21 protein-coding genes are annotated in these 22,936 nt (G+C 47.6%); 10 read left to right on the top strand and 11 right to left on the bottom strand.

All coding sequences use genetic code 11. From position 1 onward, the window contains the following. Positions 1-100: 100 nt before the first annotated feature. Positions 101-1,516, top strand: coding sequence for a MocR-like transcriptional regulator GabR (gene gabR, locus AB447_RS01510; protein ID WP_048355395.1), 1,416 nt, complete (start codon positions 101-103; stop codon positions 1,514-1,516). A 45-nt stretch (positions 1,517-1,561) separates the two neighbouring features. Here gabR and AB447_RS01505 read toward each other — a convergent pair whose 3' ends face one another. Beyond that, the gene (locus AB447_RS01505) at positions 1,562-1,858 is read right to left on the bottom strand and encodes an ArsR/SmtB family transcription factor (RefSeq protein WP_048355396.1); all 297 of its coding nucleotides are present in this window, start codon (positions 1,856-1,858) and stop codon (positions 1,562-1,564) included. Positions 1,859-2,033: 175 nt separating this feature from the next. Here AB447_RS01505 and AB447_RS01500 point away from each other — a divergent pair, with 175 nt between their 5' ends. The 5 genes from AB447_RS01500 to AB447_RS01480 all read left to right on the top strand — a co-directional run bounded on the left by AB447_RS01500 (position 2,034) and on the right by AB447_RS01480 (position 6,434). Further along, positions 2,034-2,318: a putative quinol monooxygenase gene (locus AB447_RS01500; protein WP_048355397.1), complete on the top strand. Its 285-nt coding sequence runs from the start codon at positions 2,034-2,036 to the stop codon at positions 2,316-2,318. A gap of 22 nt (positions 2,319-2,340) precedes the next feature. Continuing rightward, on the top strand, positions 2,341-3,078 hold the full coding sequence (locus AB447_RS01495; RefSeq protein ID WP_048355398.1) for an NADPH-dependent oxidoreductase: 738 nt from the start codon (positions 2,341-2,343) through the stop codon (positions 3,076-3,078). Between the two features lie 108 nt (positions 3,079-3,186). Beyond that, positions 3,187-4,014, top strand: coding sequence for an isocitrate lyase/PEP mutase family protein (locus tag AB447_RS01490; RefSeq protein WP_057957405.1), 828 nt, complete (start codon positions 3,187-3,189; stop codon positions 4,012-4,014). Positions 4,015-4,124: 110 nt separating this feature from the next. Beyond that, positions 4,125-5,006, top strand: coding sequence for a TetR/AcrR family transcriptional regulator (locus AB447_RS01485; protein WP_048355400.1), 882 nt, complete (start codon positions 4,125-4,127; stop codon positions 5,004-5,006). 12 nt (positions 5,007-5,018) lie between these two features. Then, entirely contained in the window at positions 5,019-6,434 is a 1,416-nt protein-coding gene (locus AB447_RS01480; protein ID WP_048355401.1) for an MDR family MFS transporter, read from the top strand. 74 nt (positions 6,435-6,508) lie between these two features. Here AB447_RS01480 and AB447_RS01475 read toward each other — a convergent pair whose 3' ends face one another. The 4 genes from AB447_RS01475 to AB447_RS01460 are packed head-to-tail and all read right to left on the bottom strand — an operon-like array spanning position 6,509 to position 10,115. Then, positions 6,509-7,450: a siderophore ABC transporter substrate-binding protein gene (locus AB447_RS01475; protein ID WP_048355443.1), complete on the bottom strand. Its 942-nt coding sequence runs from the start codon at positions 7,448-7,450 to the stop codon at positions 6,509-6,511. Between the two features lie 19 nt (positions 7,451-7,469). Beyond that, positions 7,470-8,228, bottom strand: coding sequence for an iron ABC transporter ATP-binding protein (locus tag AB447_RS01470; RefSeq protein ID WP_048355402.1), 759 nt, complete (start codon positions 8,226-8,228; stop codon positions 7,470-7,472). Next, positions 8,228-9,172: an iron chelate uptake ABC transporter family permease subunit gene (locus AB447_RS01465; RefSeq protein ID WP_057957404.1), complete on the bottom strand. Its 945-nt coding sequence runs from the start codon at positions 9,170-9,172 to the stop codon at positions 8,228-8,230. The genes AB447_RS01470 and AB447_RS01465 overlap by 1 nt, the downstream gene beginning before the upstream one ends. After that, complete coding sequence (locus AB447_RS01460; RefSeq protein WP_048405893.1) at positions 9,162-10,115, bottom strand: ABC transporter permease; 954 nt, start codon at positions 10,113-10,115, stop codon at positions 9,162-9,164. Before AB447_RS01460 ends, AB447_RS01465 begins: the two co-directional genes overlap by 11 nt. A 269-nt stretch (positions 10,116-10,384) precedes the next feature. On the opposite strand from AB447_RS01460, the gene AB447_RS01455 reads away from it, so the two are divergent. Beyond that, positions 10,385-11,746: an aspartate kinase gene (locus tag AB447_RS01455; RefSeq protein WP_048355404.1), complete on the top strand. Its 1,362-nt coding sequence runs from the start codon at positions 10,385-10,387 to the stop codon at positions 11,744-11,746. 111 nt (positions 11,747-11,857) lie between these two features. Then, positions 11,858-13,576 carry a methyl-accepting chemotaxis protein gene (locus tag AB447_RS01450; RefSeq protein WP_048355405.1) on the top strand — a complete coding sequence of 573 codons (1,719 nt, stop codon included), beginning with the start codon at positions 11,858-11,860 and terminating at the stop codon, positions 13,574-13,576. 38 nt (positions 13,577-13,614) lie between these two features. Here AB447_RS01450 and AB447_RS01445 read toward each other — a convergent pair whose 3' ends face one another. Both AB447_RS01445 and AB447_RS01440 read right to left on the bottom strand, forming a co-directional pair. Continuing rightward, positions 13,615-15,039: a sensor histidine kinase gene (locus AB447_RS01445; RefSeq protein ID WP_048355406.1), complete on the bottom strand. Its 1,425-nt coding sequence runs from the start codon at positions 15,037-15,039 to the stop codon at positions 13,615-13,617. Further along, positions 15,029-15,718, bottom strand: coding sequence for a response regulator transcription factor (locus AB447_RS01440; RefSeq protein WP_048355407.1), 690 nt, complete (start codon positions 15,716-15,718; stop codon positions 15,029-15,031). Before AB447_RS01440 ends, AB447_RS01445 begins: the two co-directional genes overlap by 11 nt. A 208-nt stretch (positions 15,719-15,926) precedes the next feature. Between AB447_RS01440 and AB447_RS01435 the strand changes: the two genes are divergently transcribed. Further along, positions 15,927-17,387, top strand: coding sequence for an ABC transporter permease (locus tag AB447_RS01435; RefSeq protein WP_057957414.1), 1,461 nt, complete (start codon positions 15,927-15,929; stop codon positions 17,385-17,387). A 15-nt stretch (positions 17,388-17,402) separates the two neighbouring features. After that, positions 17,403-18,086 (top strand): ABC transporter ATP-binding protein, encoded by a 684-nt coding sequence (locus tag AB447_RS01430; RefSeq protein ID WP_048355408.1) that lies wholly within the window; start codon positions 17,403-17,405, stop codon positions 18,084-18,086. A gap of 88 nt (positions 18,087-18,174) precedes the next feature. Here the strand turns inward: AB447_RS01430 and AB447_RS01425 are convergent, their stop codons facing one another. Genes AB447_RS01425 through AB447_RS01410 form a run of 4 tightly spaced genes read right to left on the bottom strand, consistent with a single transcriptional unit; the run spans position 18,175 to position 22,924 of the window. Continuing rightward, the gene (locus AB447_RS01425; protein ID WP_057957403.1) at positions 18,175-18,903 is read right to left on the bottom strand and encodes a MerR family transcriptional regulator; all 729 of its coding nucleotides are present in this window, start codon (positions 18,901-18,903) and stop codon (positions 18,175-18,177) included. A gap of 47 nt (positions 18,904-18,950) precedes the next feature. Continuing rightward, entirely contained in the window at positions 18,951-20,060 is a 1,110-nt protein-coding gene (locus AB447_RS01420; protein WP_048355409.1) for a GerAB/ArcD/ProY family transporter, read from the bottom strand. Positions 20,061-20,085: 25 nt separating this feature from the next. After that, complete coding sequence (locus AB447_RS01415) at positions 20,086-21,297, bottom strand: Ger(x)C family spore germination protein (RefSeq protein ID WP_048355410.1); 1,212 nt, start codon at positions 21,295-21,297, stop codon at positions 20,086-20,088. Continuing rightward, entirely contained in the window at positions 21,281-22,924 is a 1,644-nt protein-coding gene (locus AB447_RS01410; protein WP_048355411.1) for a spore germination protein, read from the bottom strand. The genes AB447_RS01415 and AB447_RS01410 overlap by 17 nt, the downstream gene beginning before the upstream one ends. Between the last annotated feature and the right edge of the window lie 12 nt (positions 22,925-22,936).

Here is a 22,936-nt window from a genome sequence, read left to right as displayed (position 1 = left end):
ATCATCTCTCCCTTTGATTTATTTCTTATAATTCTGAATATTTTTTGGTATGATGAAAAGTACCAACTTAACATTTTTGATGGTACCAGCAGGAGGCGTGATGATTACAATTGCGATTGACCGTTCACAGGATGCGGATTTTATTTATCATCAAATTTATCAAAAAATCAAAGAGGAAATTTTCAGCCGAAACCTTATGCCGGGAAAAAAGCTCCCGTCAAAGCGGGAGCTCGCAGGAGCACTCAATGTCAGCATCAATTCCGTCAATGCCGCTTACCAGCAGCTCCTCGCCGAAGGGTATCTTTATTCTGAGGAAAGGAAAGGCTTTTTCGTGGAACAAATCGAGACGTTTCATGCCGCACGGCACACCGGTCCGCTCCGGCTCGATGAAGAATTGCGCGAAGAGGACGACAATAAAGACGGCTGGATTTCGTTTTCCCATATGAGCGTGGATACGGCGCATTTTCCTTTTAAAACGTGGTTTCGCTGCGAACAAAAAGCCGCCGCTTCCCATACCGCCGAATTAGGGGAAATGACGCACCCGCAGGGCGCCTACAAAGTTCGGCAAACGATCGCCCGCTTCATTGCGCTAGCGAGAGGCGTCAAATGCCATCCCGAACAAATCGTGATCAGCGCCGGGACCCAGCCGCTCATTCACACCATTCAGGATCTCCTCCCTGAATCGGCAGTGTATGCAATGGAAGAGCCGGGATACAGCCGTATTTATCAACAGTTGAAAAATGAGCGGAAACGCGTGGTGACGATTGGGCTTGACCATAAAGGAATGCGCATTGACGATATTCACCGCCTGAATCCGGACGTGCTGTTCGTCACCCCTTCACACCAGTTTCCGACCGGAATCATCATGCCGGTGTCGCGAAGGATTCAGCTTTTGAACTGGGTATCTGACGGAGAAAACCGCTATATTGTCGAAGATGATTATGACAGCGAATTTAAATACGGAAGCGACACGATTCCCGCTCTGCAAAGCCTTGACCGGTCTGAGAAGGTCATCTACATCGGCACATTTTCCAAATCGCTTCTTCCGGGCTTGAGAGTCAGCTACATGGTGCTGCCGCAAAAGCTTCTGAAACGGTACAGAAAAAGGCACCATTCCTCGATTCAATCAAGCAGCGTCCTGACGCAGTTTGCGCTTCAGGAGCTGATTGAATCGGGAGAGTATCAACGGCACATCAAAAAAATGAACCAGATCTATGAGGAAAAACGGACAAGATTGATCGGAAGCCTTGAAAAAACCTTCGCGGGCCGGGTCAAGATCAAAGGTGCGAGCGCAGGGCTGCACTTTGTCGCTGATTTTGACACAAAACGGAGCGAGGAAGAGGTTTTGGCGGGGGCAAGGGAACACCTTGTCGAAGTGTACGGGATGAACCGGTTTATATTAAAGAAAAAAAACAACGCAGACGGTCCGGTATCGCTGGTGCTCGGATTTGCCAAAATCGGCATTGATGAAATAGACGAAGGCGTCTCAAAGCTTTATGAAGCGGTATGCGGCTGAAAATAAAAGCACCGGCAGGTTTGGACCTGCCGGTATCATTTTCGTTTACCACTGTTCTTTTTCAACCTGAAGGATCGCGCGGATCAATCCCGGAAACTGCTGTTCCAGCTCCTCTTTGCAAAGCGAATAGTAATGATGCTTCCCTTCGATTCGCACCTTGAGAATGCCGGCTTCCCTGAGCACCTTAAAGTGATGGGACAGGGTTGATTTCGCGACGTTGATGTTCGTACAGGCGCCGCACGTTTTTTCGTCTGTATCAGCCAAAGCTTTGACAATTTCCAGTCTGATCGGATCGCTCAATGCGTGCATAACCGAAGTTAATTTCATGTCTTTTGTATTCATGGGTTAAATGTATCATAATCCTTACTTCAAGACAATTGTCCCGGTTGGTGCAAAATGGTTGCAGCACCACTACCGGGCATGTTACGATGCAATCGTTCGATGGTTTTCGAACAATCACAAACCGTATACAAGGGAAAACAGAAGGTATCCTATATTTTATCTGGAGGTTTTTTACATGATCGTATTGCAGGCTTATATGAAAGTAAAACCCGAGAAGCGCGAATCCTTTTTGGAGAGCGTCCAGCCGCTGTTGAAACATTCAAGGGCTGAGGCGGGAAACGCACAATACCAGCTTTTTGAGGACACCGAGAATGCCAATACATTTGTCATGCTTGAGCAATGGAAGGATCAAGAAGCGCTCGACGCCCATAATCAAACCGAGCATTTCCAAACATTTGTCAAAGCTGCGGGCGATCTGCTGGCAGAACCGCTGAACGTGTTGCGCACTGAAACCCTTTAATATGGAAAGGACGGAGAGTCAAATGAATGAAGTGATGAAAACATTGACAGATCACAGGTCAATCCGCAGCTATACCGATGAGCCTGTAAGCCCTGAACAGCTTGACGCCATCATCCAGGCTGTCCAAGCCGCACCGACTTCGATCAACGGACAGCAGGTCACCGTCATTACGGTTCAGGATCAAAAGCGGAAACAAAAAATCGCCGAGCTTGCCGGAGGACAGAAATGGATCGAAGAGGCTCCCGTTTTTCTTTTATTCTGCGCGGATTTCAACAGAGCCAAAATCGCCCTTGAAAAAAACGGACAGCCGCTTGCGATTACGGACGGAACCGAATCTGTTCTCGTCGGGGCAGTCGATGCCGGCATCGCCCTCGGAACGGCTACTGCTGCCGCTGAATCGATGGGGCTCGGCACCGTACCGATCGGGGCAGTCCGCGGCCGCGCCGAAGAGCTGATTGAGCTTCTCGACATTCCGGAATATGTATTCCCCGTTGCAGGGCTTGTCGTCGGCCATCCGGCGGACCGCTCCGCGAAAAAGCCGCGCCTCCCTGAACAAGCGGTAAGGCACAGCGAAACCTACAACCATGATCTAAAGCCTTTGATCGACGAGTACGATGAAGTCATATCCGAATACATGCAAAAACGGACCAATGGAGCGGATTCAAGAAACTGGTCAGAAGGCATTTCCTCATATTACAGCCGCGTCTATTATCCGCATATACGGGAAATGCTTGAAAAGCAAGGATTTAAGCTTGAATAGGGATCTTCCCTAAGGCTATCGTCAATCGATAGCCTTTTTTTCACTCCACATTTCGATGAACATCGAAGGATATACGATCTACAATGTGTTTAAAAAGGAGTGAAATAAATGAAACAGCTAAAAAAGTTCGAGACTTTTCAACATCTCCATCATCAATCAGCCCCTTTTGTTCTGCCGAATGCGTGGGATGCAGGGAGCGCTGCCGTTTTTGAAAGAACAGGCTTTAAAGCCGTCGGGACGACCAGCGCCGGGATCGCCATGTCGTTAGGCTACAAAGACGGGGAACACCTCCCTTTTGAAACATTGCTTGATGTCCTCACAAACATTGCATGTTCGGTCGCTGTCCCCGTCAGCGCTGATATTGAAGCAGGCTACGGCGCGTTCCCCGAAGAAATCAGCGAAAACGTCCAAAAAATCGCTAAAACAGGTGTCGTCGGAATCAATATTGAAGACGGAACAGGGAATCCCGAACAACCTTTAAGCGACGCTTCATGGCAGGCGGAAAAAATCGCTGCGGTGAAAAAGCTTGACCTCCCCCTTTTTATTAATGCACGCACCGATTTGTACTGGCTCAAGCATTGCAATCCCGCCTTCCGCCTACAGTCGGCCGCCCGGCGGGCAAACATCTACAGGGAAGCCGGTGCAGACTGCATATTCGTCCCCGGAGCTGTTGACACGCAAACCATTCATCAACTAAGGAATGGCATTTCCGGTCCGCTCAATGTGCTGGCGGGTTCCGGCACCCCTTCGGTCAAGCTCCTTTCCGACATGGGAATCGAAAGAATCAGCCTGGGATCAGGACCTTTCAGGGCCAGCCTGACCTTGCTGAAAACGATCGGCGAAGAGATCATCAGCCGCGGAAGCTTCCGGCACATGACAGAAGGCGTTCTTTCCTATGATGATGCGGCAGAATGGATCCATCCGCCAAAAAAGTGAAACAAAATCATTGACGAGGCGGGAGCGCTTCTGCTAATATTTCGTTTATGAAAACTCATGGGTTTTTTCGTGACTCATGAGTTTTATCGTTTGTGAAAGAAGGAGTCAGGATGAAGGATAAAAAAGCAGACATTTTAACAGCTGCCAAAAAACTGTTTGCCCAAAAAGGCTATTCGAATGTTTCTATGCAGGCGATCGCCGAGGAATGCAAGGTGTCAAAAGCTTCGATTTATAAATTGTTTCAATCAAAGGAAGACCTTTTGCTGGCACTAATCAAATACAACCAGCAGGAAATGCTGAAAAGAGGTGCGATGCTGAACGCAGAATCCGCGCTGACGCCAAAAGAGAAATTTGCCAGGAAAATCGCTCTGGAGATTACAGAGTTCAGAGAAAACCGCCAATTTATCAATTTCATTTCCAATGATACATCTCCGCATACAGCAGTCTTCAAGGAACATCTCAAACAGACGAGGTCAATGATCATCTGCTGGCACAGAGATTCGATCCTCCAAGCGTACGGAGAAGACGTGAAGCCGTTTATATGGGATCTCGTCATCATTTTCCACGGTCTGATGAGAGAATTTCTTTTTCTGTCTATCATCAAGAACACGCAGCCGGATATTGAGACGATCCCAAGCTTTATTATGATGGTGATGGATCTGGTCGTTGAGAAAAAAAAGGCCGGCGATCCGAGCACCTCATTAAATGAAGACATTATCGCTTCCTTTAGAAATTCGACGTCATGCCGGATGCCTAATAAGGAAGAACTCTTATCCGGCCACTTGCAGAAGCTGAAGGAGGCGATTGGTTCGCTTTCAAAAGAGGAATATGATGTCGATGAACTGCAGTCTGCCGCCGAATTGCTGAAAGAGGAATTATTCACCAAAGAGCAGCGCTCATTTTTAATTCAGGCTCTCCTTGATTACCTGGGACAAATTGAAAGACTGCAACACTCCATTTCACAAATCAAAACGATATGTATAACAGAATAAGAGGGATAACACATGAGCACAGAAACGGAACACCAGACGTATAACAGAAAAATCATCGTAGGTTTACTTATAGCCGGAGCGTTTATTGCGATTTTGAATCAGACGCTTTTGGTCACCGCACTGCCTCATATCATGGCAGATTTGAACATAGATGCGACACAGGGACAATGGCTGACGACGGCATTTATGCTGACGAACGGCATCCTGATCCCGATTACCGCATTTTTAATTGAAAAATTCTCAAGCCGCGCCCTCGTCATCACCGCAATGGCAATCTTTACAGCGGGAACGGTCGTCGGCGCGTTCGCACCCAATTTCCCGGTTCTCTTGGCTGCGCGCATCATTCAGGCCGCAGGTGCAGGGATTATGATGCCGCTTATGCAAACGATCTTTTTAACGATTTTCCCTGTTGACAAACGCGGGGCTGCGATGGGAATGGTCGGATTGGTTATCGCCTTTGCCCCTGCCATCGGCCCGACATTGTCAGGCTGGATCGTTGACAGCTTTACTTGGAGATACTTATTTTACATTATTTTGCCGATTGCCGTCATTGATCTTATACTCGTCATCATGCTGATGAAAAACGTAACAAAGCTGAGAGAAACGTCTCTCGATATCCTTTCGATTATCCTGTCAACTTTAGGATTCGGCGGTTTGTTGTACGGATTCAGCAGCGCCGGGTCTGACGGCTGGGGAGACCAGACCGTCCTGATTTCTCTTGCAGTCGGCGCTGTATCCTTGATCTTCTTTATTATGAGACAAATGAAGATCAAAAGACCGATTCTCGAATTCCGCGTTTTCCAATCATGGACGTTCAGCCTCACGACATTGCTTGGGATGATCGTGTTTGCCTTAATGATTGGAACAGAAACGATTTTGCCGCTGTACACGCAAAACGTCAGATCGATTTCGGCTTTTGATTCAGGCTTGATGCTCCTGCCGGGTGCGATCGCAATGGGCATTATGTCTCCGATTATCGGCAAAATTTTTGACAAGATCGGCGGGAAAGGGCTGGCGATTATCGGTTTTGCCATCCTGCTGTTAACTTCAATTCCGTTTGCGGATCTGAAAGACGATACATCGATCACCTTCATCGTCATCCTTTACACGATCCGCATGGCCGGAACGTCGATGATCATGATGCCGCTGACGACGGCGGGCATCAATGCGCTCCCGCCGCATCTCATCGCCCACGGAACCGCGATGAACAACACGATGCGCCAAATCGGCGGATCAATCGGTACAGCCGTTTTGATCTCCGTCATGAGCAACTCGACGAAAAATGCAAGCACGACCAATCCGATAAACGCAGTCATTCACGGAATGAACTCCGCCTTTATCGTCGCCGCCGTGTTGGCGCTTGCCGGATTCATCCTCTCCTTCACGCTGAAGCGCAAGGTGCAGAAAGAAGGACAGCCGGCGCGTTGATGTTTGACACCAGTTCACATGTGAACTGGTGTTTTCTTAAATAAGAAAGGCTGCCGGTGCCGGCAGCCTTGTTTTTATTTCAAACCTTTTTCGATTTCTTTCACCATTTCAGACACGGACTCAAGACCGCCGCCGGATAAATACCAGTAGCCCGGGTCAAGGTATGTGATGTGTCCGTTTTTATAGGCGTTTGTCGATTTTACGATCTCGTTTTCGATGACTTCTTTAGCTGTCCCTTTTTCGCCGATGGCCGCGCTCCGGTCGATGACAAACAGATAGTCCGGATTCTTTTCTGAAATATATTCAGAAGAGACGCTTTGGCCGTGAAGCGAAGCTTTAATCTGTTTATCGGCAGGCAGAACGCCGAGTACGTCGTGAACCAGTCCGAATCTTGACCCGCTTCCGTAGGCGCTGATTTGTTTATCGCTCGTCAGCACGACAAGCCCTTTTCCGCCTTTTTCTTTCGCCAGCTTGCTGACTTTTTCTACTTGGCTGTCGATTTTGGAGAGCTCTTGTTTGACCGCGCCTTCTTTGTCGAAGATTTTTCCGATGATCTCGGTGTTTTCTTTAAAGCTGTCCATGTAGTTTTTCTGATCGAGCTCGATGTCGATCGTCGGGGCGATCTTTTTGAATTCATCATATTGGTCTGCCTGTCTGCCTTCGATGATGATTAAATCGGGCTCAAGCTCCGCAATTTTTTCAAAATCGGGCTCCTTCAGACCGCCGACGCTTTCGTATTTTTTATCATTGTATTGTTTCAGGTAAGACGGTAGACTTTGCTTCGGCAGGCCGGCAACGCGGTCGCCGAGCCCCAATTTATCAAGCGTGTCGAGCATTCCGAAATTGAAGACGACGATCTTTTTCGGATTTTTTGGTACATTATCGGTTGTTCCGCTTTTATGTTTGATCGCAACGGTTTCTCCCTTTTTCCCGTCGGTTTGTGCATCCTTGCTTCCGCATGCGGCAATGACTAAAACCGCAATCACAGCCATAAAGAACAATGATAGTTTTTTCAATGCAATCACCTCATCCTTTTTATGAAAAATAGACACAGATTTTTTGATCTCCGATTTGCTGAATAGGTATGTCCATATCGTAAATTTCTTTCAGCACCGGTGTTTGTATGATGTCTTCCGTCGGCCCTTCCTTGACGATCCTCCCGTTTTTGAGGGCGACAATCCGGTCGGAGTAGACGGAAGCAAAGTTAATATCGTGAATGACAATGACAATCGTTTTGCCGTGCTGAACGACAAGTTTTTTCAGAAGCTTCATAATCTCCACGGAATGCTTCATATCCAGATTGTTCAACGGCTCATCAAGCAGGATGTAATCGGTGTCCTGCGCGATGACCATCGCGATGAATGCCCGCTGGCACTGTCCTCCGCTCAATTGATCCAAATGTTTATGTTCAATATCTTTCAGCTTCATATAATCGATCGCCTGATCGACGTGCTTCCAATCTTCCTTCGTCAGCCTCCCCTGCGAATACGGGAATCTCCCGAAGCTGACGAGCTCCCTCACGGTGAGCCTGATGTCGATCTTGTTGGACTGCTTCAGAATGCTGATTTTTTTGGCCAAGTCATTGCTTTTATATGCGCTGATTTCCTTGCCTTCGATCCGAACCTCTCCGGAGTCCGGCGCGATCAGCCTGCTGACCATGGAAAGCAGCGTGCTTTTCCCGGCTCCGTTCGGCCCGATAAAGGATGTGATCTTTCCTTTTTGGATCGATACCGCTGCGTCTTCCACAACGGTTTGATCTCCGTATTGCTTCGTGACATGTGAGACTTCTATCATCATTTACGCTCCTTCAGCAGCAGGTAAATAAAATAAATCCCGCCGATAAAATCAATGATCACCACTAAAGTCGCCGTTAAACCGAACACCTTTTCAACGATGAACTGGCCGCCGACAAGGGCGATGATGCTGAAAAGCACCGCTCCCGGAATCAAAACGCTGTGCTTGTACGTCTTGAAAAACTCGCGCGCAACATTGACAGCGAGCAGCCCCAAAAAGGTAATCGGTCCGACAAGCGCGGTTGATACAGAAACAAGCACGGCGACGATGATCAGCATTTTCTTCACTGTCCGGTCATAGTCGATTCCAAGGTTGACGGCATGGTCCCTCCCGAGCGACAGCACGTCAAAAATGCGGCGAAACCGCCATGCATACGCCAGAACCGCGATGATGACGGCCGAAGCGAGCAGTAAAATGTCCGTATTTACATTGTTAAAGCTGGCAAACATCTTGTTCTGCACAACCTGAAATTCATTCGGATCGATCAGCATCTGCATAAAGGAAGACAGGCTTCTGAACAGCGTGCCAAACACGACCCCCACAAGGAGCAGCAAAAAGATATGCCGTCCCCCGCGGCGGAACATCAGCGCAAACAGCGCGAAGGAAAAGCAGACCATCAGCCCCGTCGACATCAGGAAGTTCGCGTTTTTCCCGAGCTCGGCCAGCTGTGCGGCGCCGAAAAAGTAAATCACCGCCGTTTGCAGCAAAACATAAAGCGAATCAAGCCCGAGAATGCCCGGCGTTAAAATTCTGTTGTTTGTGATCGTTTGGAAGATCATCGATGAATAGCCGATCGCAGTGCCGACTAAGATGATCGCCAATACTTTGGTCATTCTTCGCGGGAGCGCATATTCCCAGACCGACGGCAATGCATAAAACAAAAACAGGCCGGTGCAGACGGCTGCAGCCATGATAAGTACGAACATTTTCCGTTTAGAATCCATAGGCTTTTCTCCTTAAAAGCAAGTAAAGAAAAACGCCGCTTCCGATGATGCCGACCATCAGGCCGACCGAGATTTCATAAGGATAAATGACCAGCCGGCCCAATATGTCACAAAACAGGACAAAGACGGCGCCTAGAACCGCCGTGTGAGGCAGGCTGTTTTTCAAATGGTCTCCGCGATAAATCGAAACGATATTCGGAATGATCAGTCCGAGGAAAGGAAGCGTCCCGACCGTCAAAATGACGACCGACGAGATGACCGAAACAATGATCAGGCCGATGTTGATCACCCGCTGATAATTCAGCCCCAGATTGACGGAGAAGCTCTCGCCCATCCCGGCCACCGTAAATTTATTGGCAAACAGATAGGCGATGATGACGAGCGGAATGCTCAAATATAACAGCTCATACCTTCCTTTCATGACAAGCGAGAAATTCCCCTCAAACCACGCATTGACGTTTTGAATCAGGTTGTACTGATACGCTATGAACGTGGAAATGGCGCTGACAACGCCTCCAAGCATCAAGCCGACGAGCGGAATAAACACCGCGTCCTTAAATCTGACGCTGTCCAAAATCTTAAGAAACAAAAAGCTGCCGAACAGCGAAAAAGCACAGGCAAACACAATCTTTACAACCATGCCCGCTGAAGAAAACAGCATAATCGAAATGATGACGCCGAGCCTTGCCCAATCCATCGTCCCGGCCGTCGTCGGCGAGACGAATTTATTGCGCGTCAGCTGCTGCATAATCAGCCCGCAGATGCTCAGGCTCATTCCCGCAAGCACGATGCTGATCATTCGCGGAAGCCGGCTTATGTACAGCGTCTGAATGTCATCCTCGTTCAACCTGAATAGATCAAGGGGTGACAGTTGTTTGACGCCGATAAAAATTGAACTGAAACAAAGAATGATGAGCAGAAGCAGTAAATACCGCAATTTCATGCTGAATCGCCTCCCTCACGACAAAAAGCATATCCTGCCCCAAAACGCTAATGATTATCATTATCAATAAGGGCTCATCCATCATCTTATCACCTTTTCCGACATAGTCAATATGGTTCTGATCTGGACGAAAGCAAAACCGCCCTCCAAAGTCCTCTTCAAAAACACATTTGTCCATACAGGATAGAAAAATCTTGATTCTTCCTCAAAAAAGCGTAATAATAAAAATTAAATTTATTGTGAAAATTAAACTTTAGGAGATGTAAAACATGAAGGTCGTTAAATTTGGCGGCAGTTCGTTAGCAACGGGCGCTCAGCTTGAAAAGGTTTTTGACATCGTTGCACAGGATCCAAAGCGGAGAGCTGTCGTCGTATCGGCGCCGGGGAAACGGCACACAGCAGACACGAAAGTAACCGATCTGCTTATCGCCTGTGCCGAACGGTATTTATCAAATGGGGAAGCGCCTGAGCTGGTTGAAGAGATCGTCGGACGGTACGCCGATATTGCGCTGGAAGTCGGACTCGGAAATGAAGTCATCGGCCTGATCCGCTCCGATTTGCTCCGCCTGCTTCAAAGCGATAAACAGAGCCCGGAACGCTTTATCGATGCGATCAAAGCGAGCGGTGAGGACAATAACGCCAAACTGGTCGCGGCTTATTTCCGCCATCGGGGAGTTGAAGCCCATTATGTCAATCCGAAAGACGCAGGCCTTTTCGTAACGAGTGAACCGGGAAACGCCCAGGTGCTGCCAGAATCGTATGATAATCTGTTTCAGCTCAGACAAGAGCCGGGCATCATCGTATTTCCCGGATTCTTCGGCTTTAATGAGGAAGGCGAAGTGATTACGTTTTCGCGGAGCGGCTCAGATATTACGGGCTCAATTTTGGCGAACGGCTTAAAAGCGGAGCTGTACGAAAATTTCACAGACGTTGATGCCGTCTACACGGTCAATCCTTCAATCGTTCCGCATCCGAAAGAGATCCGCGAACTGACATACCGCGAAATGCGAGAGCTGTCCTATGCCGGCTTTTCCGTCTTTCATGATGAAGCGTTAATTCCTGCTTTCCGTACGAACATACCGGTGCAGATCAAAAATACGAACAATCCGTCCGCAGAAGGGACAAGAGTCGTCACAAAGCGCGACAACACGAACGGGCCGGTCGTCGGCATCGCCAGCGACAGCGGCTTTTGCAGCATATACATCAGCAAATATTTGATGAACCGCGAAATCGGATTCGGACGACGCGTCCTTCAGATTCTCGAAGACGACGGCCTGACATACGAACATATCCCGTCAGGCATTGACGATATGACGATTATTTTAAGGCAGAATCAGATGGATGATACGATCGAAAACCGGGTCATTAAGCGCCTCAAGGATGAATTGGACGCCGATGAAGTGACGGTTGAGCACAACATTGCCTTGGTCATGGTCGTCGGTGAAGCGATGCGCCACAACGTCGGAACGACGGCGAGGGCGGCAAAAGCTCTGTCTGACGCCCGCGTCAACATCGAAATGATCAACCAGGGCTCATCTGAGGTCAGCATGATGTTCGGCGTCAAAGAAGCTCAGGAAAAACAGGCGGTACGCGCTTTATACCAGGAATTTTTCGCAAAAGTGATTGTCTAAAAAACCCATTTCTCATGGGTTTTTTTGTTATCAAAAAATATTCCGTCCCCCGTTTAAAATCCCTTTAAAAAGCCCGATATATAAAATAAATAAATGACAGGAGCAACTGCCATGAACCTTCTCAAAAATATAAAAATCAGGGGTAAACTGTTTATCATCATCCTGCTTTCCGCGATTGCCTTATTAATTGTCGGCATTCAGGGCATAAACGGCCTCAGCGCAATTTCAAAGGGGTCTGAGCTCATTTATCAAGGACAATTAATCCCCAATCAATTATTTGCGAAATTGAGGGCGAACAGCCTTGAAATAGATGCGAATAACTTCGAATTGATGGTAACCGAAGACGACAGCATCAATGACCAGCTTCAAAAAAACATTGAGGAAAAAAACGAAGATAACAAAACCGCAATGGAGCAGATCGACAAACTGGATTTGCCGGAAAACGTAAAGGAAAAATACGAAACATTTAAAACAGAATATACGAAATTGCAAAACGCCAGCACGAACATGCTCAATTTGACGGTAGAAAATAAAAACAAAGAAGCGTACGCGGTCTACTTAAAAGATGTGGAGTCGCAAAAAACGTCGGTCAATAAGCTGCTTGATGAGATTCAATCATTAAATTCCGAAAATGCGAAAACGATTTATCAGCAGGATAAGAAAGATGCCGGTTCGATTATCATGCTGCTCATCATCGTGATTGCCGCAGCCCTTATCCTGTCCATCTCTTGCGGCCTCCTGATGACAAGATTGATCGTCAGGCCGATTAAAGAGATTCAGAGATTATTTGCGCAAACAGAACAAGGCGATTTTACCGTCGAAGGAACATATCAATCGAAGGATGAAGTGGGCATGCTGACGGCATCCTTTAACCAAATGGTAGCAGGCGTTCGCTCAATTATTGAAACCGTCGGCGAGACATCCCATCAGGTGGCCGCTTCCTCTCAGCAGCTAAGCGCAAGCGCTGAGGAAAGCACGAAAGCGAGCGAATATATTTCCTCGACAATCCAGGAACTTGCCTCAGGCTCTGAAAGGCAGGCAGAAAGCGTTGAAAGCAGCAGAACCATCATTAAAGGGATGACCGAATTCGCCGGAAGAATTTCCTCCAATGCAGAAAAAGCCGCTTCAACAGCCGGCGAATCGGCGCAGATGTCAATCGCGGGAACGAAAGCCATCGAAAAAGTCGGCGCTCAAATGACGTCGATCAACGAAACGGTCGTCTCACTGTCAGAAGCGTTTAAGCATTTGTCAGATCGCTCAGATGAAATCGGCAAGATTACCGAAGTGATTACGAGCATCGCCGAACAAACGAATTTGCTGGCGCTAAACGCGGCAATTGAAGCGGCAAGAGCCGGCGAACAAGGGAAAGGGTTCGCCGTCGTGGCGGATGAAGTCAGAAAGCTTGCCGAGCAGTCAGCACATTCCGCAGAGCAGATCACAAAATTGATCGCCATCATTCAGAATGATACAAAAGAGACGATGAATACCGTCATTTCAGCAACAGGCGAAGTCAAGGAAGGGCTTGTCGTCGTCAATGAAGCAGGGGGCGCGTTCCGGAAAATCGAGAATTCGATTAAAGAAGCGGTTGCCCAAATCAACAATGTCACAGATTTAGTAAGGAACCTGACAGCCGGAACAAACGAAATCGAAACAGCGATTTCAGGCGTACAGGAAGTGGCCGTATCAGCTGCCGAAAGCACGCAAACGGTCAGCGCGGCGACGCAGGAACAGCTTGCTTCAATGGAAGAAATCGCATCCTCCGCGCAAATCCTCGCGCAAAATGCCGAAGAATTGCAGCACTTAATCGAGAAATTCAAAATCAAAAACTAAAAGAAAGAAGCCGCCTTGCATTAAGGCGGCTTCCTTTTTTATTCGTCATCCCTCGATGTCAGCGGCAGACGAATCACAAATTTCGTTCCTTTGTTTTTCTCGCTCGTAAGCTCCACTGTTCCTTGGTGAAGGGCAACGAGCTGTCTGACGATCGACAGACCGAGCCCATACTCTCCATAAGGCGTGTTCGTCCGCGACAAATCTGCTTTGTAAAAACGGTCCCAAATGCTTTCGATATCCTTTTCATCAATGCCGATTCCGGTATCCTCGATTTCGATCACCGTTTCCTTGTAGTCTTCCCATCCTCTCAGCCAAACGGTTCCGTTCGTTGTGAATTGAATGCTGTTTTTCGTAATGTTGACGAGAATTTGGATCAGCCTGTCATAGTCCGCATGCACCATCACATGCTCCTCTACGTCAAGTATCAGTTTGTCGTTTTTCTCCTCCGCTTGAATCGCCAGCTGTTCTTTGATGATTTCAAACACCTCGATCAGCGGATAATGCAGCTTATTGAGCGTGATTTGGTTGGAGCGGATTTTCTCGTAATCAAGATTTTCGTTGACAAGGCGGATCAGCCGTTTCGTTTCTTCCGTAATCAGCTTCAGGCATTTTCCCTGCTGATTTTCCGGAATGGTCTGGCTGTTCAGCCCTTCCACCAAACCGCTGATCGTCGTGAGTGGCGTCTTTAATTCGTGGGACACATCTGTGATAAACTGCCGTCTCCGTTTCTCAAGCCGGTCGATTTCTTCGCTTGAGCTCTTTAATTTCTGTGCCATGACGTTAAAGTCTGCGCCGAGATCGCCGATTTCGTCCATATTGCGGTTTTCGATATGGATGTTATAGTCGCCCGCCGCCACCTTTTTCGTCGCATCGCGCAGCTTTTGGATGCGGCCGACGTGGAATTTTGACGTCAGCCAGCTTAAAAGGAAAGCAAGCAGGATGACGCCTGCCGCCGTACACAGCATAAACCGGTTCATTTGGCTGATCATTTCCTCCGTGCCGCTGATCGGAGCCGTAAGCAGGATGCCTCCCTGGAACTCATTGTTGACGAAGTTCGGGAGCGCCACGACCGAGACTTCCTGATTAAAGCGCTGCAGGTCGGTTTTGACGACGACCGGCTTTCCTTCCTTCAGCTCTTTCCACTCTTCATCTTTCAACAGCAATTTTCGCGGCCGCAAGTGGTCAGGAGTCATCAAAACCTCTTTTTTTGCATTGAAAAGAAAGAAATTGATCTGCCTGCTTTTTAAAATTTCGGCAAAAGGCCTCATGATCGGCTGATCTCCGGGAGGATGCTCTTCCATTTCCCCCATGATGCGGTAGCCGTAGGATGTCAGCTCGCTGACTTTGCTCTGGTAGGCGAAATCTTTGACAAAGTGCGAAAACACCGCGCCCGTGATCGCGAAAGCAAGAATTAAAATACTGATGTGGCTGGTCAGCAGCTGATAAATATACTTAATCCTCATCAAACTTGTACCCTACTCCCCAAACGGTGTACAGAAAAGGCCGCGAATCGCTGCCGAGCTTTTTTCTCAGCCGTTTAATATGAACATCAACGGTCCGCTCATCCCCGTAAAATTGGTAGCCCCACACTTGCTCAAGCAGCTGCTCCCTTGAAAAAACCTGTTTCGGGCTTTGCACCATATAATACAATAAATCAAATTCCTTAGGAGTCAGGTTCTTGATTTGTTCGCCGTTTAAAAAGACCTCTCTCGTTTTTTTGTTGATTTGAAAGCATTCGGTTTCAAGAATGTCCGGATCAGCGGCAGCCGCTTGCTGCTCTGTGCTTTGATACCGTCTGCTGACCGCTTTGATTCTGGCCACGAGCGCCAGCGGGCTGAACGGCTTCGTCACATAATCGTCGGCGCCGAGTTCAAAGCCGAGCACCTGGTCAGATTCCGTATCCTTTGCCGTCAGCATAATAATCGGCACGGTGCTTTCTTCCCTGACCTTTTTGCAGATCGTGACGCCGTCCATCGACGGCAGCATCAAATCGATGATCAGCAAATCCCACTTGTCCGATTTAAATCGGTTATATCCCTCAAGTCCGTCATGGGCGAATTCCGTCTCAAATCCTTCTTTCGCAAAAAACATTTCCGTCATTGTACATACGCTTAGATTATCTTCGATCATTAATATTTTCATGTAAATGCGCCTCCGCTAGACAACGTTAGATTCATTTTACACATGGCTTCTCTATTTCTCAATTGCTTGGCAAATATTTAAAAGACCGGCAATAGTTTGGTCATAATTTTTTCATAAGTACTGGCTAATATGAAATCCGTAAGGCTAAAGTCCTGACGTTTTAATTTAGGAGATTCATAAACATATGAATATGGAGGAATACATGATCATGAATTTTTTCAAACGCGCCTTTTGGAGCATGAAAGCGAAGAAAGGAAAAACACTTTTACAATTATTTGTCTTTACGATGATTTGCGTTTTGGTGCTTACGGGACTTACGATCCAGTCAGCCGCTACGAAATCGGGTGAACTGGCAAGAGAACAGCTGGGAGGCAGCGTTACCCTGAAGGTTGACAGGGAAAAAATGATGAAAAAACAGCAGAAGTCAGGGGACAAGCAAAGATTTGAATCGACTCCGGTTTCCGTCAAATCAGCTAAAAACCTCGCAAGCCTTGACCATGTCAAAAGCTATAATTTCATCTCATCAACGTCAGCTTTAGCGGAAAATTTCGATCCGATTGAAACTAGCAGCAGCGATTCTGATTCATCTGATGCAAACAGCGGACAGCAGTCTGACGGGCCTGAAGGCAAAGAGCAAGGCGGGCAAAAGATGATGCAGGCTGATGTATCGATCGAAGGTGTTACAAGCACATCTTTAGTCGACGATTTTTCTGACGGCACGTCAAAAATCACGAAAGGGCGCGCTTTAACGTTGGATGACGTGAATAAAAAAGTCGCCGTGATCGAAAAAACCCTAGCCGAAGAAAACGATTTGACAGTCGGGGACACGATCAAAGTCAAAGCAAGCACGGATGAAAACACAACAATCAAATTGAAAATCGTAGGAATTTACAAAACGACGTCTTCAGGTGACAACCAGGCGCAAAACTTCTCATTTTTGAATCCGTACAACAAAATCTACACGCCGTATACAGCCGCATCGGCTTTAAAAGGAGACGACTATAAAAACGCGATCGACGAAGCCGTTTACAACATGGACGACGCTTCCAATATCGACTCTTTCATTGCGGCTGCCAAGAAAACAGGCGCCGATTTAGACACATTCACATTGGATGCAAACGATCAATTATATCAGCAGATGGTCGGTCCTATCGAAAACGTAGCTTCATTCTCTAAAAATGTCGTCTATCTCGTCACGATTGCAGGAGCGGTGATACTCGGTTTGATCGTCATGATGTCGATCAGGGAAAGAAAGTATGAAATGGGCGTCTTGATGGCGATCGGCGAGAAGCGCTGGAAGCTGATCGGCCAATTTTTGACCGAAATCTTGATGATCGCAAGTATAGCAGTCGGCCTCTCGGCATCAACCGGCAATTTTATCGCGGGTCAAATCGGGAATCAGCTCCTGGCCCAGCAGTTCGAGCAATCGTCGGACAGCCAGACTGTAAGCGGAATGACCGGCCCGGGCAGCGGTATGCCGGGCGGCGGCTTATTCGGCCAAAGCTCGGCTCAAGTCGAAGCCATTGACCAGCTTAACATTCAAGTATCGTTCGGAGACTTAATGGCGCTTGGCGGCATCGGCCTTCTCATCGCCGTATTCGCAACATTGCTGCCATCGATATCCGTTTTGCGGTTCCATCCGAAAACGATTTTAACAAAACAAGAATAGAAGGAAGGGAACATCATGAACAATATTTTAGAATTTAAAGATGTTTGTTATTGGTATAAAAATCAGGATCAGACGCTGTTTGAAAACGTTAATATCGGATTTAAACAAGGGCGGTTTTACACGATTGTCGGAACTTCCGGTTCCGGCAAAACCACCTTTTTGTCCCTCGCCGGGGGGCTTGATGTTCCAAAAGAAGGAGAAATACTCTATAAAGGCCGGAGCATTTCTAAGATGGGGCTCACCCATTTCCGCAATCAGCATGTGTCAATCGTATTTCAATCGTACAACCTTCTGCCTTATATGACGGCTCTGCAAAACATCACATCAGCGATGGAGATTTCAGGATCACAAATCAAAAACAAAGATCAATACGCATTGGACATGCTTGAAAAAGTCGGCATCAGCGAAGAAAAAGCGCGGCAAAAAGTGCTGACGCTGAGCGGCGGCCAGCAGCAGCGGGTGTCGATCGTCCGCGCATTCTGCTGTGACTCCGATCTGATCGTCGCCGATGAACCGACGGGAAATCTGGATGAAGACACATCAAAAGACATCGTCAAGCTGTTTCAAAACCTGGCCCATCAAGAAAATAAATGCGTGATCATGGTCACCCATGACGAACAAATCGCCAAAGTGTCAGACGTCAACATCAGACTATCAAGAGGCGGCTTCACGGTCAAAGAGCGAAAAACTGCCGGATAAGGCCGCGGCCGCATGTGCGGTTACCTGCATATACCCGCTTTCACACCTAATATGAACGGCGGCGTCCTCAAGTGACGCCGCCGCTTTTTTATGCAGCAAAGGCTTCCGCCGCCGCAAGCATGTAATAGGAAAGCCCGGTTTGCTCGTTTTCGAGCACGCTCCGGTGAAAATCGTCTTCGACGAAAAAACGCGCCTGCATCTTAAAATCGGCCGCCGTTATTCCTAAAAAGCCAATGTGCCGTTTGATCGATTCCCGGACTTGCCTGTGATCGTGCTTCAACCCCGATCTGAGCGCATCTGCCATCCCGCTCATAAACCGGCTCGCTTCCGCGGCCTTTTCATTCATCTCTTCCACATTGACCGGCTTTTCCGTCAATACATCGTAATCATACGTCTCCTGCAAATATTGATTCTGCTCCTTTAGCGCATCCTCCCACTCTTTTCTGCTTGAAAATCCTTTAAACATTTTCGATTGATCCATAGCTTCTCCTTTCCGGGTGTGCCTGATCGATTCCTCAAGCGTCTGAATGAGCTGCTGCATTCTTTTCTGCTTCGCAAGAAAAAGCTTTTTTTGCCCGTTCAAAACCGTCAGTCGATCAGCATCGCCATCCAGCATTTGTTTAATGTCCTTCAGAGGAAATTCCAGCTCCCGATAAAACAAAATCTCCTGAAGACGCTCCAGCTCTTTCCTTCCATACAGGCGATAGCCGGCTTCCGTCACCTTGCATGGATATAGAAGGCCGATTTTGTGATAATGATACAGCGTTTTGATCGTGACGTTTGCCATTTCCGCCATCTGTTTTACCGAATAGAGCACATGAAATCACCTCGTTTGTTATGGTAAGGGGTGCCCTAAGGTTGGGGTCAATGCTTTGCGCTTTTTTTATTTTTGCGTTTTTTAGCAAGCGCAATGAGGCAAATCAAAGCCGGCAGAATGATTTGCATCGGCAAATGGACGTATACAGGGACAAAACTGATTCCTTCTTTAATGTGTTCGGAAATGTTGCTGGCAATGGAAGCCGATAAAAGCAAAATGACGATGCCGACCACATGAACGGCTTTTGACGGCTTCTTCAATTTGAATAATATAGAAAGCCCTTCAGTAACGGCATATATAAAAACACCCATCTTAATGAATCCGCCAGTCACGAGGACAAGCATGAAAAATACATCAAGTCTGTCCAAAAATTCTGCGCCTTGTATCGTTTGGATCGTGCTCAGCAAAGGAAACCGCGAACGTTTATTGAGATCAACGCCGAGCACGCTGATGTTGATGGCTACATTGAGCGCCAAAAGAAAGCCGCTGATGGCGATCGCCGACAATCCGGTTTTTTTGACTTTTTTCGGCTCATTGACATATGGAAGGATTAACGTCAATACGATGATTTCGCCAAATGGAAAAAACAATGTTTGCGTAAACACGGCATGCAGGACAGGCCCCGGCCCGTTTCCCAGGACGGGCATTAGTTCATACGGTTTGATCAACCCGGAACTGACAATCAAAATGAAGCCTATTGCAGATATCACAAACATGATCCCAAATAAAAACTCGCCTGCACGGGCAAGCACTTCAATCCCCTTTCGCACGGTATAAATGCATACCGCGATTAACATTCCATTGACAAAAAGGAGCGGTGTGTTCGGATAAGCAGATGTTAAAACCATTTCGCCAAAATCCCGCAAAATCCTCGCCGCAATATATGCATAATAAATAATATAGAGAAAAGACACCGCCCAGCCGATCGGTTTTCCGAGAACCTTAAACATCGATTCGTAAGCCGTTGACTTGGGATCGAACTGATAAAAATAATGATGCATCAAAAACAGGACGAGACCGCCGGCAGTCCCGGCCAATATCGCGATCCAGGCATCCTGTTCTGCAGATTGTCCGGGGATAACCAAAAGAGAACTACCCAGTTCAAACAAAATGATCAATACGAACAGCTGCTTTGCACTGATTTTTGCCTTTTCCATTTCGCATGTCCTCCTTCTCTTCCCGTCAGCTTCCTTTCAAATTGCCTGGATTGCTTCTTAACCCTGTTCTTCGGACATAAGCGTTTACCGTGATCTCGACATCCAAATCGGGAAAATACTTATCAGCCCACTGATGTTCGATTTTTTTCCATACCTCGGGGTAGCGTCTGTACACGACATCGCCGAATTGAAGGACATCGGTTTTACGTTGCTGGACAAGCTTGACGGCATCCTGCAATTCCTTCTTTAATTTGTCTGACGCTTTTTTTTCGATTTCATTAAGCACTTTCGGATCGTCCAAAAGAACCGGTACTGTCGTTTCTCCGACATCTCCCTCCATATTGACGTATACGGATATCGCCGGCTGATTATTTTTGAGCTTCGCTTTTACTTTCGTGTTTTGCCGAATGACGTCGAATGTAAGGGAGTCCTTTTTATTCATTAGATCGATCGTAAGATAGGATTGACGCACCTTATTCCGCAGCCATAAGACGCTCCTTGCATTCTGCCCTTCAAGCCAATCGGCAAGCTTTCCTTCCTTAAAAACGGCCAAATCGTTTGCTTCAATCTGCGCCGCCGGATCGGTAGACTGAATGCTTTCCATCTTAGGCGCTTTCTTCTTGATGCCGGTCAGCTTAAAAGAGGAAATGACCGGATACCTCGATTGAGACGTGATGCATTTGAGCACATCCTGAATGCTTGTTTTAAAATGCTCTCCCAATTGCTGCTCTGTAAACTGCAGCGTTTTGTTGATTTTATTCGCCGGAATTTTATCAACCGGCGTCAGGGCTTTGATCAAATCTTTCGCCTTTGCGCCGTGGGCAATAACGATCGTTGACGTCGTCCGAAAATTCGTGTCGCGGTCGAGTATATCGAGTATTTTGACGAGGCCCTCGTCTTTCGCCAGGTCTTCATCAACAACAACGAGATTTGTATGCGAATAATACAGTTCCCGCGATATACTAGTTGAAGCATGGCGGCTGATTTCGGTCAAATTGTTGCCGGGCACAGTGATTGTTGTAATGGGGGGCCGGTCTCCCCCTTGGCCGCCTTGGAGACCGCCCGTCACGCTGATCGGATTGACAACCTGAAACGTCGCTTCATACTTTGTATTTTCGCCCTTATCCACCCCGAGAGCGGAGATCAGCGCCAGGTCTGTCAGCTCTCTTTTGTCCCAGCATCCTTGAAGAAGGAAAACGGCTGCCAGTATCAGCAACATTTTAATGCTGCGTTTCATTTCCATCACCCTTTGGCTGCTTTACCTTCATTTCCCGGTCGTCCGGGGGCTGCGGTTTTTGATCGCTCCCCTGGCGGAGCTTATTATCATTGCCAAGCAGTTCCGGCCTTTTCTCATGTGTCCACCAAGGCGTACGGAAAATCGCGTCTCCCCAATTTTTAGGAATAAACGGGGCAAACGGCATCATATAAGGAACACCAAATGAGCGAATGCTGCTTAAATGGACAAACATGAAGATCAATCCGAGAATAATGCCGTAAAACCCTGTCGCTGCCGCGGCTATTATGAATAAAAAGCGAATCATCCGAGCGGAAATAGCCATTGCAAACGCCGGCGTCGCAAAGCTCGATATCGCCGTAATCGCCACGACAATGACCATTGCAGGGGAGACGATCCCGGCCTGTACCGCCGCCTGTCCGATGACGATGGCGCCGACGATCGACACAGCAGACCCGATCGCCTTCGGAAGGCGGATGCCCGCTTCTCGCAATATTTCAAAGGAAATTTCCATGATCAAAGCCTCCACAACGGCCGGAAACGGAACGATTTCGCGCTGGGCGGCAATGACGATCAAGAGCTCCGTCGGAATCATCTCCTGGTGGAACGTCGTTGCTCCTACATAAACGGCGGGGGCGATCAAAGATATAAAGAAAATGAGAACCCGTAAAAAGCGGATAAATGTCGCGATATCAAAACGCGAATAGTAATCTTCGACAGATTGGAAAAACTGAATGAACACGGCTGGAACGAGCAAAACGAACGGAGTTCCGTCAACAAAGATCGCGACCCTCCCCTCAAGCAGATTGCCAGCGACCATATCAGGCCTTTCCGTATGATAAATCGTCGGAAATGTCGTGAATGGGACATCCTCAATCAGCTGTTCTATATAGCCTGATTCAAGGATGCTGTCCATTTCAATTCCTGCGAGCCTTTTTTTGACTTCCTTCACCGTTTTTTCATTGCAGATCCCGTTGATGTACATGATCGCAACATCGGTTTTCGTCACGCTGCCCATGTTCATTTTTTCGACCCAAAGATTTGGATTTTTGATGATTTTTCTGACAAGCGATATATTTGTATCAAGCGACTCGATAAACCCTTCGCGCGATCCGCGAAACGCCCGCTGGTTTTCAGGCTCGTTAATGGAGCGCTTTTCCCCCCCTTTTGTACTGGCGATTATCGCGCACTGCGTTTGATCCACAAAAATGACGGTATCTCCGGCCATCAACGAATTGAGTACCGCTGAAAAGCTCGTTTTCTGCTTTACACCGCCCAGTGAAACGGAGTCGGCGGAAATACAATTGATGACTTCCTGTCCTGTCTCTTTATCATTTAGTTTCTCGGAGTTCGTAATCGATTCAATGAGAAATTCATGAATCGTCTTTTCATCCGCAATGCCGCCGACATAAACAATGGCTGTCTCTACTTTCGATTCGGCGCCGGTCTTCAGCCTGCGGATCACGATATCTGAGCTGTTTCCCGTTTTTTCTTTTATAAGATGAAGATTGTCAGCAAGTGAATAACGGACATCGCCTGCAACATGATCGTTTTCCGGCGTTTCGTCCCCGTTCATAAGAGATTCACGTTTTTGTTTCGCTTGATAACGGCCTTTAAAAAAGAATGGCATAGCTGTCAGAAT

Source organism: Bacillus glycinifermentans, from assembly GCF_001042475.2.
Classification (GTDB): domain Bacteria; phylum Bacillota; class Bacilli; order Bacillales; family Bacillaceae; genus Bacillus; species Bacillus glycinifermentans.
This window is presented reverse-complemented; position numbering and strand designations above follow the sequence as displayed.